At 69.2% G+C, this 13,943-nt stretch carries 11 protein-coding genes; 10 read left to right on the forward strand and 1 reads right to left on the reverse strand.

What is annotated here, in order from left to right; genetic code table 11:
* The first annotated feature begins 6 nt into the window (after positions 1-6).
* The 3 genes from BLU09_RS36135 to BLU09_RS36145 all read left to right on the forward strand — a co-directional run bounded on the left by BLU09_RS36135 (position 7) and on the right by BLU09_RS36145 (position 4,974).
* Positions 7-1,170: a TIGR02266 family protein gene (locus tag BLU09_RS36135; protein WP_090495696.1), complete on the forward strand. Its 1,164-nt coding sequence runs from the start codon at positions 7-9 to the stop codon at positions 1,168-1,170.
* 153 nt (positions 1,171-1,323) lie between these two features.
* Positions 1,324-3,432, forward strand: coding sequence for a beta-propeller domain-containing protein (locus BLU09_RS36140; protein ID WP_090495697.1), 2,109 nt, complete (start codon positions 1,324-1,326; stop codon positions 3,430-3,432).
* Between the two features lie 147 nt (positions 3,433-3,579).
* The gene (locus tag BLU09_RS36145; RefSeq protein ID WP_090495698.1) at positions 3,580-4,974 is read left to right on the forward strand and encodes an MATE family efflux transporter; all 1,395 of its coding nucleotides are present in this window, start codon (positions 3,580-3,582) and stop codon (positions 4,972-4,974) included.
* A 13-nt stretch (positions 4,975-4,987) separates the two neighbouring features.
* Here BLU09_RS36145 and BLU09_RS36150 read toward each other — a convergent pair whose 3' ends face one another.
* Positions 4,988-5,701, reverse strand: coding sequence for an esterase family protein (locus BLU09_RS36150; protein WP_090495699.1), 714 nt, complete (start codon positions 5,699-5,701; stop codon positions 4,988-4,990).
* Positions 5,702-6,187: 486 nt separating this feature from the next.
* On the opposite strand from BLU09_RS36150, the gene BLU09_RS36155 reads away from it, so the two are divergent.
* Genes BLU09_RS36155 through cas2 form a run of 7 tightly spaced genes read left to right on the forward strand, consistent with a single transcriptional unit; the run spans position 6,188 to position 13,785 of the window.
* A complete protein-coding gene (locus tag BLU09_RS36155; protein ID WP_244172335.1) occupies positions 6,188-8,434 on the forward strand; it encodes a CRISPR-associated endonuclease Cas3'' in 2,247 nt (748 codons plus the stop codon).
* Positions 8,435-8,455: 21 nt separating this feature from the next.
* Positions 8,456-9,115, forward strand: a complete 660-nt coding sequence (gene cas5c, locus BLU09_RS36160) for a type I-C CRISPR-associated protein Cas5c (RefSeq protein WP_186817999.1) — start codon at positions 8,456-8,458, stop codon at positions 9,113-9,115.
* The gene (gene cas8c, locus BLU09_RS36165; protein ID WP_090495702.1) at positions 9,112-10,854 is read left to right on the forward strand and encodes a type I-C CRISPR-associated protein Cas8c/Csd1; all 1,743 of its coding nucleotides are present in this window, start codon (positions 9,112-9,114) and stop codon (positions 10,852-10,854) included. The genes cas5c and cas8c overlap by 4 nt, the downstream gene beginning before the upstream one ends.
* Positions 10,855-10,892: 38 nt before the next feature.
* Positions 10,893-11,807 carry a type I-C CRISPR-associated protein Cas7/Csd2 gene (gene cas7c, locus BLU09_RS36170; protein ID WP_090495703.1) on the forward strand — a complete coding sequence of 305 codons (915 nt, stop codon included), beginning with the start codon at positions 10,893-10,895 and terminating at the stop codon, positions 11,805-11,807.
* On the forward strand, positions 11,804-12,445 hold the full coding sequence (gene cas4, locus BLU09_RS36175; RefSeq protein ID WP_090495704.1) for a CRISPR-associated protein Cas4: 642 nt from the start codon (positions 11,804-11,806) through the stop codon (positions 12,443-12,445). The genes cas7c and cas4 overlap by 4 nt, the downstream gene beginning before the upstream one ends.
* A 12-nt stretch (positions 12,446-12,457) precedes the next feature.
* On the forward strand, positions 12,458-13,486 hold the full coding sequence (cas1c, locus tag BLU09_RS36180; RefSeq protein WP_090495705.1) for a type I-C CRISPR-associated endonuclease Cas1c: 1,029 nt from the start codon (positions 12,458-12,460) through the stop codon (positions 13,484-13,486).
* Positions 13,486-13,785 carry a CRISPR-associated endonuclease Cas2 gene (gene cas2, locus BLU09_RS36185; protein WP_225888307.1) on the forward strand — a complete coding sequence of 100 codons (300 nt, stop codon included), beginning with the start codon at positions 13,486-13,488 and terminating at the stop codon, positions 13,783-13,785. The genes cas1c and cas2 overlap by 1 nt, the downstream gene beginning before the upstream one ends.
* Positions 13,786-13,943 lie beyond the last annotated feature (158 nt).

A 13,943-nucleotide genomic window follows, 5' to 3' on the forward strand; every position in this document is an offset into this window, starting at 1 on the left:
GAACGTATGAGCCCTCCTCCCAACGCGCGTGACACCGTGTTCGTGGTGGATGACTCCCGTACCGCCCGGGAGGTGGTGCGCCTGCACCTGACACGGCTGGGCTGCGAGGCGGTGGCGCTGGAGGGCGGCGAGGCGTGCATGGCCGAGCTGGCCCGGCGCACCCCGGCGCTCATCCTGTTGGACCTGCGCATGGAGCGCATGCAGGGCGACGAGGTGTGCCGGCTGGTGAAGGCACACGCCGCGGGGCGCAACGTGCCCGTCATCATGTTCACCTCCGGCGGCGAGCCCCACGAGGTGATGCACTGCTGGCGCGCGGGCGCCGACGACTTCCTGCCCAAGCCGGTGGCGCTGGGCGCCCTGGAGGCGAAGCTGGCCGCGGTGCGCCAGGCCCGGGAGCGTGTCCGCGAGGGCCTGCCGCGTGGGCGCCGGGTGCTGCTGGTGGAGGGCGGGCGTTTCCTGCACACCTTCCTGGGCGGCTCGTTGGAGCAGGAGGGCCTCCACGTCCTCTACGCGCGGGACATGGGGGACGCGGCGAACCTGGCGGCGGAGCACGGCGCGCAGTTGGATGGCTTCGTGGTGGACGTGTCGCGCACGCCGCGCGAGGCGCTGGCCCTGGCCACGAAGCTCCACGACGCGCACCCGCGCAAGCCGCTGGTGCTGCTGTCGCGCGCGGAGGAGTCGCAGGAGGTGCTCGCCCGGGCGCAGGCGCTGGGGGGCGCGCCGCTCCTGGAGAAGCGTCACATGGGCGCGGACGAGCTGCTCGGCTGCGTCCTGGGGCGACTGCTTCCGGGCCACGCCCCGCTGCGTGCCGCGGAGCGCGTGCCCTTCTTCACGGTGGTGGAGTTCACCACGCCCCACGGGGCGACGCTGTCGGGCTTCAGCCATGACGCGGGGCCGGGCGCGCTCTTCGTGCGCACCCTGACGCCGGCGCGCGAGGGCACCCGGCTGACGCTGAAGGTGTTGCTCGCGGGCCAGCGCGCGCCCTGCACCGCCGAGGCGACGGTGGCGTGGTCCAACCCGCCCCTGCCGCAGGGCGTCTTCCGGTCCTCGGTGGGCATGGGGCTGCGGCTGGAGCACATGGACCCGGTGCTCACCCAGCAGTTCGTCCGCTTCGTGCCCCGGGGCCTCGGTTTTCCGGCTCCAGGTTCGCCGCGCGCCTCAGGTTTCTGAGAGGCGAGGACGCCCGCACCGGGTGGCGGGGCCGGGGTTTCCCAGGGGCCAGTGCCCTGGCACGCCGGTGGCAGATGTCCCGGCCGCCGCTGGCGTGGCACCGGGGAGGCCCGGGGGGCCGTCAGTGGGGCCGAAGTGCAACGGGAGGGTCGAATGCGGCAGTGGAAACGCTGGAGCTGGGCCGGAGTGGTGGCTGTCGTCGCGGTGGGGTGTGACGAGGGCAACAAGCCGTTGTCCCCGGTCGACAACGAGCCCGTGCAGCAGGAGGCCCGGCTGGAGAGCTTCCCTGGCTGTGAGGCCCTGGAGCAGCACATCGAGGACACGGCGACGAAGCAGATGCGCGCGTCGCTGGAGGTCTACAAGCAGTACGCCTACGGCGGTGGCCGTGGGGGCGAGGCGCCGCCCATGACGGGCGCGCCGCAGGAGGACAACTCCGGAGGCGGCGACAGGCCCAACGACTACACGGGCACGAACAACCAGGTCGCCGGCGTGCACGAGGCCGACTTCGTGCAGAACGACGGCACGCGCATCTTCGTGCTGTCGGGCCCCCGGCTCTACATCCACCGTTCGTGGCCCGCGGAGCAGCTCACGCGGACGGCCGCGCTGGAGGTGGAGGGCTGGCCACAGGAGATGTTGCTCGACGCCGAGCGCAACCGGCTGGTCATCACCTCGGCGGTGGCCGAGGACCGGCCCGGGACGGTGGCGGGGGGCCGCGGCACGGACGACATGCCGGTTGTTGACTGCGCCAGCTTTGGTTGTGGCCCTGCGTACAGCAACACCGTGAAGGTGACGGTGGTGGACGTGGCGGACCTGGAGGCGCCTCGGGTGCTGGAGCAGGTCTACCTGCCCGGCGGCTACATCAACGCCCGGCGCGTGGACAGCGCGGTGCGGCTGGTGTTCTCGGACGGGTTCCGCTGGCCGGCGGACGTGCGCTTCTATCCCGAATACTCGCCGGGGTTCTTCGATGACCGCTCCCGGCTGGTCGCGTCCATCGACGCGCTCATCAAGCAGAACGAGCAGCGCATCCGCGCGCAGTCGCTGGAGGATTGGCTACCGAAGGGCCGGCGCGTGACGGCGGACGGCGAGGTGAAGCCGCTCGCGTATGACTGCACGTCGTTCTACCGCGCCAACGGGCCCACCGGGCTGGGCCTGATGTCGGTGCTGTCGCTGAACCTGGACGCGGAGGATGCGTCGCCCAGCCGGACCAGCGTGGTGGGCACGCCCGGCGAGGTGTACGCGTCCCATGAGGCGCTCTACGTGGCGTCTCGCCACTGGTGGTGGTGGCCGGAGCCCGGCCAGACGCCGCACACGTACCTCCACAAGTTCGACATCCGCGACCCGGACCAGGCCACCTACGTGGGCAGCGGCACGGTGGAGGGATACATCGTCAACCAGTTCGCCATGGACGAGCGCGAGGGCGTGCTGCGGGTGGCCACCACCGTGGAGCTCCCACCGGAGAACCCGGGGACCGGGAACGGCGGGGACACCGTGTGGACGCCTCCGGAGACGGTCAACCGCGTGGTGACGTTCCACGAGGAGGGCGGACACCTGAAGGAGCTGGGCCGCAGCGAGGACCTGGCCCGCGGCGAGCGCATCTTCAGCGCGCGCTTCATGGGCACGCGTGGCTACGTCGTCACCTTCCGGCAGGTGGACCCGCTCTTCACCTTCGACCTGAGCGACCCGGCGAACCCGCGCAAGGTGGGCGAGCTGAAGATTCCGGGCTTCTCCACGTACATCCACCCGCTGGGTGACACGCACCTGCTCACCTTCGGCGAGCACCGCAACGAGGACGGCACCTGGCAGGACCGCGCCCTCAAGCTGTCGCTCTTCGACGTGAGTGACCTGGCGCAGCCCCGGGAGACCTTCACGCAGCAGCTGGGCTCGATGGGCAGCCACAGCGAGGCGCTCTACGAGCACAAGGCCTTCACCTACTTCCCCGCTAAGGGGTTGCTGGCCCTGCCCTTCACGGACTGGGACTACAACGCCTCCGACTACTGGTCCGGCTTCCGCAGCGAGCTGCGCGTCTTCCGCGTGGACACGGCCACGGGCTTCTCGCCGGTGGGCACCGTCTCCGTGCGGGACATGTACCAGTCGTTCAACTTCCGGAACTGGAGCTGGTACTGGCAGCCCACGGTGCGCCGAAGCATCATGGCGGACGACTACGTCTACACCATCTCTGACGCGGGGCTGCGCGTGTCCCACGTGGACAGCCTCCAGACGCCGCTGGTCACCGCGCCCTTCCATCCGCCCATGCTGCCGTGACGTGGGCTTGCCCCCTGGGACGCCGGGTGTCCCAGGGGGGACGTCATCCCGGGTGTGTGGCCGGGCCTCCCTGTCAGGCGAGGGGGCGTGGCGCGTCGGACGTGGACAGCGCATTCCCTGCCGGAAGGCGCTATAGGCGCACTCCCCATGTCCACCGCCGTGTTGCCAACGTCCTCCGTGAATTCTCCCCGCACCGAGCTCCGTGAGCTGGCTCGGCTGGCGGTTCCCATCGCCATCGCCCAGGGCGGGCAGGCGCTCATGGGGTTGGTGGATACGCTGGTGGTGGGCCGCGCGGGGACGTCCGCGCTGGCGGCGGTGGGCCTGGGCAACGGCCTCTACTTCGCGGTCAGCTCCTTCGGCATGGGCTTGATGATGGGGTTCGACCCCATGATTTCCCAGGCCATTGGCGCACGGCAGTTCACCCGGGCGCGGGCGCTGTTGTGGCAGGGCGCGTGGATGGCGTTCTGCGCGGGGGTGATGCTGGCCACGCTGATGTCGCTGTCGCCGCGGCTGCTGCCGCTGGCGGGCATCAGTGAGGCGGAGGCCGCGGGCGCCAGCCAGTACCTGATGTGGCGCGCACCCGGCATGCCGATGATGCTGATGTTCCTCACCATGCGCTCCTATCTCCAGGCCACCGCCTTCACGCGGCCGCTGGTGATTGCGACGGTGGTGGCCAACATCTTCAACCTGCTGGGCAACCTGCTGCTCGTCTTCGGTGGCGCCAATCTGCCGGCGTGGCTCGGCCCGCTGCGGTCGGTGCCGGCCCTGGGTGTGGCGGGCTCCGCGATGGCGACATCGGCGAGCATCGGCATCGAGCTCGTCATCGCGGTGCTGTTCATTCGCAGCCGCAAGGTGGAAGGGGCGCCCGCGCGGCGTCTGCCGGTGTGGGCGGACCTCTCGCGAGCCATCCGGCTGGGCCTCCCCATTGGTCTTCACATCTGCGCGGAGGTCGGCGTGTTCGCGCTGGCGGGCGTGCTGGCGGCGGGGCTGGGGCCGGCGAGCGTGGGCGCGCACCAGATTGCCATCTCCTTCGCGAGCGTCTCCTTCACCGTGGCCATGGGCATTGGTAACGCGGGCAGCGTGCGGGTGGGCTGGGCGGTGGGCGCGCACAACACGCCGCAGGCGCGGCTCAGCGGCTTCATGGCGCTGGCGGGTGGCGCGGGCTTCATGGCGCTGAGTGGCCTGGTGTTCGCGCTGTTCCCTCACACGCTGGCGAAGCTGGCGGGGGCGCCCGCGGACGTGCTGCCGCTGCTGATTCCGCTGCTGATGGTGAGCGCCATCTTCCAGGTGTTCGACGGGGCGCAGGGTGTGGGCGCGGGCGTGCTGCGCGGCGCGGGCGACACGCGCTTCACCTTCCTGGCGAACATGGTGGGGCACTACGCCATTGGTCTGCCGGTGACGCTGCTGCTGGCCTTCAAGCTGGGCCTGGGTGTGGTGGGCATCTGGTGGGGGCTGTGCGCGGGCCTCATCAGCGTGGCGGTGGCGCTGGTGTGGCGCTTCAACCGGATGAGCGCGGGCACGCTGCGTCCGGTCGAAGCGTAGCGGCGCGCGGCGGCTACCAGGGCAGGTACTGCTGAATCATCTGCCGCCACACGGGCCAGTCGTGCGTGCCGCCCTGCCACACGGCCAGGTGGTTGCCGATGTCCTTCTTCCACAGCAGGTTGGAGAGGTGCTCGTTGGAGGGGCGGCAGAAGTCGTGCTCCCCCACCGCCAGCACCATCTCCACACGCTGGAGGGCGGAGAGCTGCGCGGGGTCCGTGAGGTTCGGCAGCCACTCCGTGCACGAATGGAAGTAGACGTCCGAGTCGTGGTGTCCGTCGAGGAACTCGTTCGTCTCGAACTTGCCGCCCATGGACAGCAGGCGCCGGAAGACGTGCGGGTGGCGCAGGCCGACGTTGTACGCGTGGAAGCCGCCGAAGCTGCACCCGGCCAGGGTGAGGCGCCCGCCGGTGCTGCGGCTCTTGAGCAGGGGCACCACCTCGTGGAGGAGGTACTCCTCCCACTGCTGGTGGCGCTTGATGCGGTCGGCCGGGTGGATGGCGGTGTTGAACCAGGACTCCTCGTCCACGGAGTCCGGGCACACCACGATGTACCGGCCGGACTGGACGCGGTCGGCGATGGCGCCGATGAGGCCGAAGTCCTCGGCTTGGAAGAAGCGGCCCTTGCTCGTCGGCAGCAGGAGGACCGGTTCGCCCGAGTGGCCGAAGATGAGCAGCTCCATGTCGCGGTGCAGCCGCTCGCTGTACCAGCGGTGGTATTCGCGGTTCATGGCGCGCAACTTAATCGCAATGCGTCAAAGGCTGCGACTGGAGTGCGATGGCCGCCCGCCGGAGTGCCGAGAGTGAACACCTGGGCGGATGTCTGACTTTGCCGAGTCGGCGGTTACCCGCCTGGGTGTTCGTTGCGGCTCCCACGGGTGGTGTCGAGCTTTGAACGCGAGGCTTCCAGGCCATTCGCGCGCGTGCATGGCCAGGGGAGGAGAGGCCGCCAGGCCAAGGTGATGGCGCAGCGGCGCTGAGCGCTGCATCGGTTGGCCCGTCGCGGCGGATTCAGCCGTCTGGCACGCATGGGTTGCCGCCTGTGTGGCCAGAAGCCTGCCCGCATTGCTCGCTCTTGGGCATACCACCCCAGGGGGAGCGCGCGTCCCGGGCTTTCGTAGGACAAGTCATCTTGTGCCGGTCACCAGACGGAAACGAGAATGCAGACGCACGTGCTCGCTGGTGCGGCCAGACACGTGGGTGGTGGGGGGAGTGCCATGAAGAAGGACCTCGGGCTTCCGGAGCAGCCCGCCGTGCCACGCGTGGTCACGGCGGAGCCATTGGCTCACGTTGCAGAAGACGGCCGGGCTCATCTGTTGCGCGAGCACTTGGAGGCCGTGGGGCAGTGGGCTGCGATGCTGGCGCCGCGAGAGGATTTGCGTGCGCCGGCCCTGGCCACCGGGCGCTGGCATGACCTGGGCAAGTACACACAGGACTTCTGGTATCGCATCCGCGCGGAGAATGGCTTCGAGGCGCACCTGGAGAAAGAGGGCGCGCTGGAGCGAGACCACTCGACGGCCGGGGCGCTCTGGGCGCTGAGCCGGGATGCCCGCTTGCTCCCGCTGGCCCTGGCGATCGCCGGGCACCACGCGGGGCTGCCGGACCTGGCGGCGTTCAAGGAGCGCCTAAGGCGCGAAGGGAAGCAGGCGTTGCTCTCGGATGCGAGGGCTCGCTGTGATGTCCCCGCCCTGCTGGACGGTCCACTCGGCTTTGAGCCGGGCGCGCTGCTGCGGCTCGAGCCGCTCCGGTTGGAGCTTTGGACACGGATGCTCTTCTCGCTCCTGTGCGACGCGGACTTCCTGGACACGGAAGCCTTCTTCGATGCGAGCCGGGGCGCGAAGCGCGAGGTACCGGTGACGCTGTCCCAGCTCGCCGAACGCCTCCGTGGTTTCTTGGATGAGAAACAGCGCGTGGCCCCGGACACGGAGGTCAACCGGGTGCGGCGCGAGGTGCTCTCGGCCGCGGTGGAGGCGGCGTCCCTGCATCCGGGCGTCTTCAGCCTCACTGTGCCCACGGGCGGGGGCAAGACGCTGACGTCCATGGCCTTCGCGCTCGAGCACGCGCGGCGGCATGGGCTCCAGCGCGTCATCGTCGCCATTCCCTATACGTCCATCATCGAGCAGAGCGCGGATGTGTACCGCCAGGCTTTCCAGGGGCTGGAGCACGCCGTCATCGAACATCACTCCGCCGTCGACCCGGAGAAGGAGACGGCGCTCAACCGCGTCGCCAGTGAGAACTGGGATGCGCCCGTCATCGTCACGACCACGGTGCAGCTCCTGGAGAGCCTCTTCGCCCGCCGACCGTCGGCGTGCCGCAAGCTGCATCGGGTGGCCCGGAGCGTCATCGTGCTCGACGAGGCCCAGACGCTGCCGCCGTCGCTGCTGGCGCCCATCCTGGATGGCCTGGGCGCGCTGGTGAAGGACTACGACTGCTCCGTGGTCATCTGTACCGCCACGCAGCCCGCACTGGGCCGCCGCCCGGACTTTGAAGAGGGCCTGCCGGACGCGCGCGAAATCGTCCCAGCCTCGGTGCGCGCCTTCGAGCGGCTGCGCCGGGTGCGGGTGCGGTGGCCTACCCTGGGGCGCAAGCTCCCCTATACCGAACTGGCCGACGCCGTGGCGGCCGAGCGGGACGTCCTCGCGGTGGTGCACCTTCGGGACGACGCACGTCGGCTCTGCGAACTCGTGGATGAACGGCTGGGGCACCAGGAGACGCTGCACCTGTCCGCGCTGATGTGTCCGGAGCATCGCTCGGAGGTGCTCGCGGACATCAAGGCCCGCAAGAGGCGTGGGGAGCCGGTACGACTGGTGGCCACTCAGCTCGTCGAGGCGGGTGTGGACCTGGACTTCCGTGTCGTCTTCCGTGGATTGGGAGGACTGGATTCGCTGGCCCAGGCCGCGGGCCGGTGCAACCGGGAAGGGTTGTTGGACGGGCTCGGCGAGCTGCGCGTCTACGAACCCGAGACCCAGCCACCCCGAGGCGTTCCGCGCGCCGCCCAGGACGTGACTCGCGGTTTGCTGGAGCAGGCGCCCGACCTGGACCTGTTCGCGCCCGCGAGCTTCCAACGGTACTTCGAGCGGCTCTATGCCACCCGCAAGCTGGACGAGAAGGGCATCCAGGACCTGCGCGCGAAGCTCCAATTCGAAGCGGTGTCCAAGGCCTTCAAGCTCGTGGAGGACGACTGGAGCGCGTCGGTGGTGGTGCCTTACGGGAACCGCGAGGCGCTCCTCGATGTGCTGCGTCAGTTGGGCCCCTCGCGAGAGCGCCTGCGTGCGCTGCAACGCTTCACGGTGACGGTCCCCCGCAAGGTTCGGGAGGCCTGGCTGGCTCGGGAGTTGGCCCGGCTCGCGGCGGAGACGGTGGCGTACCTGGGGCCGGAGCATTCGTCCGCGTACCACGAGCGCTTCGGCCTTCTTCTGGACCGGGTCGGCATCCTCGACCCGTCCTTCCTCATTCCCGGCTGAGACACGCATCAGGAGGTGTGGATGAAATCGACGGCAGACAGGCGGTTTCGCGTGAGGGCCCGGGGGCCCGTGGCGTGCTTCACGCGACCCGAGATGAAAGCGGAGCGCGTCAGCTACGAGGTGATGACCCCCTCGGCCGCGCGCGGCGTGCTGGAGGCCATCCTGTGGAAGCCGGCCATCCGCTGGCACATCCATGAAATCGCCGTGCTCGCGCCGGTGAAGTGGACCAGCTTCCGCCGAAACGAGGTCAACAGCCGCGCGACGGTAGGCAGGTTCGACTACGCGGCGGACGAGGACCGGGCTCAGCGCAACACGGTGGCGCTGCGCGATGTGGATTACGTCATCACCGCGTCCTTCACGCTGGTGCCCGGGAAGGCGGGGCCCGAGGACAACGCGCGCAAGTTCGAGGACATGTTCGAGCGGCGCCTGGAGCGGGGTCAGTTCTTCCATGCGCCCTACCTGGGCTGCCGTGAGTTCGCGGCCCGGGTAGAGCCCGCCGAGGACGGTCTGCTGCCTCATGAAGCGGGCAGCGGTCGGCGGCCATTGGGGCTCATGTTCTACGACTTCGTCTTCGACGAGCCCGGAGCGCCCGTGCGCCCCGAGTTCTTCCAGGCGTTCCTGGAGGATGGCGTGCTGCGCGTGCCGCCCCGGGCCCAAGTGCTGGGGGGAGGTGCCTCATGATGCTGACGGCACTGAACGACTTCGCCCGTGAGCGCGGGCTCACGGACGACCCGCTCTACGAAGTGAAGCCCGTGGACTTCTTCATCCGCATCAGCGCGGCGGGGAAGTTCGTCTCACTGGAGAGCACAGCGGGAGAGGACGGGCGGGGAAAGCCCCTCTCGATTCCCCGGCTGCCGCAGCGCTCGGTGAACATCGCGGCGGGCTTCTTCGCGGACAACCCGAAGTACGTCCTTGCTTACGAAAAGGACGCGCCCAAGGCGAAGGCGGGGGGCGTGGAGAAGCGCGTGGCCCGGCTGGACGCCTTCTTGAAGCCGGTGCGCGAGGTCTCCGCGGAGACGAAGGACCCGGAGGCCCGAGCCGTGGAGTCCTTCCTCACGAGCGAGGCCGAGCGGCGCAAGGTGCTGGCGGCTCGCGACGCGGATGAATGGACGGGCTCTGAGCTGCTCGCCTTCGTCGTCGGCGATGCCACGGCGCCCGTGCATCAAAACCCGGCCATTCGCGCCTGCTGGGAGCGGCGCTCCGGCGAGAAGCGCGCGCTGGGACGGACGGCGCGGTGCCTGGTGACAGGTCAGGAAGGGGTGGTGGCCCTCACGCATCCCAAGCTGAAGAACGTCCCGGAAGCCCAGTCGTCGGGCGCTTCACTGGTGTCCTTCAACGCGCCCGCGTTTTCGTCACACGGTCTGGAGCAGGGGGACAATGCCCCCATCTCCCAGGAGGCGGCGCTGGGCTACGTGCTGGCGCTCAACGACATGCTCCGGAGGACGGAGCAGCGCCGCTTCCGGCAGGGCATCCAACTGGGGGATGGCTCGGTGCTGGTCTTCTGGACGCGCGCTTCACCTTCCGAGGAGAGCCTCCTGTTGTCGTGGATGGACCCGACGGAGGAGGACCTCCAGCGCTTCACCGAGTCGCCGTTTCACGGGTTGCAGCCTGGGGCGCTGGATGACCGGGCCTTCTATGCCGTGACGTTGACGGGGAACGCGGGGCGCGTCGCGGTGCGTGACTGGTTCGAGTCGCGCGTGGGCGAAGTGAAGCGGAACATCCTGCGCTACTTCGATGACCTGCGCATCGGCAACGCCCCCACAGGGCCAACGCCCATCTACCGGCTGCTCAAGGCCGTGGAGGCGCCGTCCGGACGGGGTTTGTCTCCGGACGTCGCGACCCGGATGGTGGGGGCGGCGCTGCGGGGGCTGCACTTTCCGCGTCAACTCCTGACATCCGCGCTGGACCGGCTGCGGCTGCCACCCGCCGACGACAGGTTCGAGCGCGAACAACTGCGGCTCCGCGTCGCGCTCATCAAGGCCACCCTGCTGCGACTCCCTCGAAGTGGAACCACTCCCCTGGAGGTCACCGTGTCTCTGGACAAGAACAACGCCTCACAGCCCTATGTGCTCGGCCGCCTCTTCGCCGTGCTGGAGCGGTTGCAGGGCGCGGCGTTGAAGGACCTCAACGCCACCATCCGCGACCGTTACTTCGGCGCCGCGTCTCGCAATCCCGTCACCGTCTTCCCCCGGCTGCTCCAACTCTCCGTCCACCACGCCTCCAAGGCGGGCGAGAACGGCAGGTGGCTGGAGCGCACGAAGGGCGAGGTCATGGCGCTGCTTCCTCCAGAGCGATTCCCACGGGTGCTCGGCCTGGAGGACCAGGGCCTCTTCGCCGTCGGCTACTACCACCAACGCGAGGCGTTCTTCACCAAGCGCGAGGCGCCGGCTCCAGGGGAGTCCGACGCGTCCTCCTCCTGACGTTCCACTGTCTTCACCTCATTCCCAGAGAAAGCGCCATGACCGACCTCAAGCAGCGCCATGACTTCGTCCTGTTCTTCGACGTGCTGGATGGAAACCCCAATGGAGACCCCGACGCCGGCAACCTGCCCCGCATTGATGCGGAGACGGGCCATGGGCTGGTGACGGACGTGAGCCTCAAGCGCAAGGTGCGAAACTTCGTCCTGCTCACGCAGGAGGGAAAGCCCGGGCTGGACATCTTCGTGAAGGAGAAGGCCATCCTGAACAACCGCATCGCGGACGCGTACAAGAGTCTGGGCATCGACCTGACCGAGAAGCCCACCCGCGCCGAGGATGGGAAGAAGCGCAACGACAAGGGGTTCGCTCAGGGCTCCGAGGTGGACAAGGGCCGCGCGTGGATGTGCAAGACGTTCTTCGATGTCCGCACCTTCGGTGCCGTCATGTCCACGGGGGCCAACGCGGGGCAGGTGCGAGGGCCGGTGCAGCTCACCTTCGCGCGCTCGGTGGACCCCATTGTGTCCCAGGAGCACTCCATCACCCGCATGGCCGTGGCGACGGAGGGCGAGGCCGAGAAGCAGGGCGGTGACAACCGCACCATGGGCCGGAAGAACACCGTGCCCTACGGGCTCTACCGGGCGCACGGCTTCGTCTCGCCGCACCTGGCGAAGCAGACGGGGTTCGGCACGGCGGACCTGGAGCTGCTCTTCCAGTCCTTCACGCACATGTTCGAGCTGGACCGCAGCGCCGCGCGGGGGCTGATGTCCATGCGCAAGGTGGTGGTGTTCAAGCATGGCTCGGAGCTGGGCAACGCGCCGGCCCACGCGCTGTTCGACCGCGTCCATGCGGTGCGCGCCCAGCCGGAGAAGCCAGCTCGAAGCTTCTCCGACTACGAGGTGCGTGTGGACAAGGCCGGGCTGCCCCAGGGCATCGAGGTGCTGGAGTTGGTGGGATGAGCGCGGACCGCGAGACGTGGGTGGCGCTGTCGGCGCTCCAGCACCTGCTGTACTGCGAGCGGCAGGCGGCGCTCATCCACGTCGAGCGGCAATGGCGCGAGGACGTCAACACCGCCTCCGGCAGACTGCTGCACGAGCGCGTGGACCTGCCGGGGCATGACGCGCGGGTGGGACGGCGGGTGGAGCGGGCCGTGTTGCTGGGCTCGCAGCGGCTGCGCGTGTCCGGGCGCGCGGACATGGTCGAGTACCAGCGGGACGCGACGGGGGCCGGCTGGCGGCCCTATCCGGTGGAGGTGAAGCGCGGCCGGCGCAAGGCGGGTGAGGCGGACCGCGTGCAGCTCTGCGCGCAGGCGCTGTGCCTGGAGGAGATGCACGGCGTGGACGTTCCGGAGGGGGCGCTCTTCTATGGAACGGAGCACAAGCGTGAGGTGGTGCGCTTCGACGCGCGGCTCCGCCAGCGGACCGAGGACGCCATCGCGCGCATGCACGAGGTACTGCGCCGGCAGGAGGTGCCTGTCGTGGCGCGCGCGCCCCGATGTGACGGGTGCTCGCTGGAGCCGCTGTGCCTCCCTGGGGTGACGGCAGGGCAGCGGAGCGCCCAGGACTTCCTGTCGCGGTGGATGGACGAGGCCGGCTGAACGGAGGAACGCATGACGACCGCGCTGAACACGCTGTTCATCACCGCCGAGGGGACTCGCCTGAACAAGGAAGGTGAGTGTGTGGTGGTGACGGTTCAGGACCAGAAGAAGGCGGAGGTTCCGTTGCGGCACCTGCGCTCGGTGGTGTGCCTGACGCGTGCGTGGCTGACGCCGGAGTTGATGGAGAGCTGCCTGGAGGCGGGCATCCATGTCTCCTTCTTCGGGATGACGGGGCGCTTCCTGGCGCGGGTGGAGGGGGTTCCGGGTGGCAACGTCTTGTTGAGGCGCCAGCAGTACCGGGCGGCGGATGATGTTGCTCGCTCGGTGGCCATCTCCCGGGCGCTGGTGGTGGGGAAGCTGGGGAACGCGCGGCAGTTCGTGTTGCATGCGCGGCGTGACGCGGCGCCCGAGCGACAGGAGGCCCTGTCGGAGACGGCGCGGCGGCTGTCGGAGCACCTGCGCGCGCTGACCCGAGTGGATGACTTGGATCAGGTGCGGGGGCTGGAAGGCATCGCGGCGCGTGACTACTTCGAGGCCTTTCCCTCGCTGCTGAAGAAGAGTGCCCATGGTTTCGAGTTCGATGGCCGCAACCGCCGGCCCCCGAGGAATCCGCTGAACGCGATGCTCTCGTTTGGCTATGCGTTGCTGGCGCAGGATTGCGCGGGAGCGCTCGCGGGCGTTGGACTCGACCCCGCCGTGGGATTCCTGCACGAGGACCGCCCTGGGCGCCTGTCCCTGGCGCTGGATTTGATGGAGGAGTTCCGTGCGCCGGTGGTGGACCGGCTCGTCTTCTCGCTGGTGAATCGGGGGCAACTGAAGCCCGGGGACTTCCGCACGGAGTCGGCGGGAGCCGTGTTGCTGAAGGACGATGCACGCAAGACGTTCCTCGTGGCGTACCAGGAGGCGAAGCAGGTGGGGGTGCGGCACGCGTTCCTGGGGCAGGAGACGACCTGGGGCATGGCGCCTCACCTGCAAGCGCTGCTGTTGGCACGCCACCTCCGAGGGGAGCTGGACGGCTACCCTCCCTTCGCGATGCGCTGATGCGTAGATTGACCGTGCTGATCTGTTACGACGTGCGGGTGTCGGACCCTCAGGGGCCTCGGCGCCTGCGCAAGATTGCGCGGGCTTGCAGAGACCATGGCGTGCGAGTGCAATACTCCGTCTTCGAGTGTGTCCTGGAACCCAAGGACTGGGTCGTCCTTCGCGCCCGCCTGCTTGGCGCGTTCGATTCGGAATGCGACAGCCTGCGCTTCTACTTCCTGTCGGAAGACGATGCCCGAAAGACGGAGCATCATGGCGCCAGGGCACCCTTGGACGTCGAGGGGCCGCTGGTCCTGTAGGCCTCCGCGAACCCGTCCCGGTGTACGCTCCGCCGAGGGTTCGCGCTCATTGAAATCCCGAATAGAATCATGGAGTTGGGTGAGTGGGCATAAGGAACGGCGAGGCGCTTTCGTGGCCCCGCGGGCCGGTTCGCGAAGTTCGGCCGGATTCCGTAGTC

The organism is Myxococcus virescens, assembly GCF_900101905.1.
GTDB lineage: Bacteria > Myxococcota > Myxococcia > Myxococcales > Myxococcaceae > Myxococcus > Myxococcus virescens.

Bases quoted from the DNA above. Each gene is read 5' to 3' on its own strand.
- BLU09_RS36155 (WP_244172335.1), top strand. From the start codon at position 6,188: ATGAAGAAGGACCTCGGGCTTCCGGAGCAGCCCGCCGTGCCACGCGTG.
- BLU09_RS36150 (WP_090495699.1), bottom strand. From the start codon at position 5,701: ATGAACCGCGAATACCACCGCTGGTACAGCGAGCGGCTGCACCGCGAC.
- cas2 (WP_225888307.1), top strand. From the start codon at position 13,486: ATGCGTAGATTGACCGTGCTGATCTGTTACGACGTGCGGGTGTCGGAC.
- cas8c (WP_090495702.1), top strand. From the start codon at position 9,112: ATGATGCTGACGGCACTGAACGACTTCGCCCGTGAGCGCGGGCTCACG.
- cas4 (WP_090495704.1), top strand. From the start codon at position 11,804: ATGAGCGCGGACCGCGAGACGTGGGTGGCGCTGTCGGCGCTCCAGCAC.
- cas1c (WP_090495705.1), top strand. From the start codon at position 12,458: ATGACGACCGCGCTGAACACGCTGTTCATCACCGCCGAGGGGACTCGC.
- cas7c (WP_090495703.1), top strand. From the start codon at position 10,893: ATGACCGACCTCAAGCAGCGCCATGACTTCGTCCTGTTCTTCGACGTG.
- cas5c (WP_186817999.1), top strand. From the start codon at position 8,456: ATGAAATCGACGGCAGACAGGCGGTTTCGCGTGAGGGCCCGGGGGCCC.
- BLU09_RS36135 (WP_090495696.1), top strand. From the start codon at position 7: ATGAGCCCTCCTCCCAACGCGCGTGACACCGTGTTCGTGGTGGATGAC.
- BLU09_RS36145 (WP_090495698.1), top strand. From the start codon at position 3,580: ATGTCCACCGCCGTGTTGCCAACGTCCTCCGTGAATTCTCCCCGCACC.
- BLU09_RS36140 (WP_090495697.1), top strand. From the start codon at position 1,324: ATGCGGCAGTGGAAACGCTGGAGCTGGGCCGGAGTGGTGGCTGTCGTC.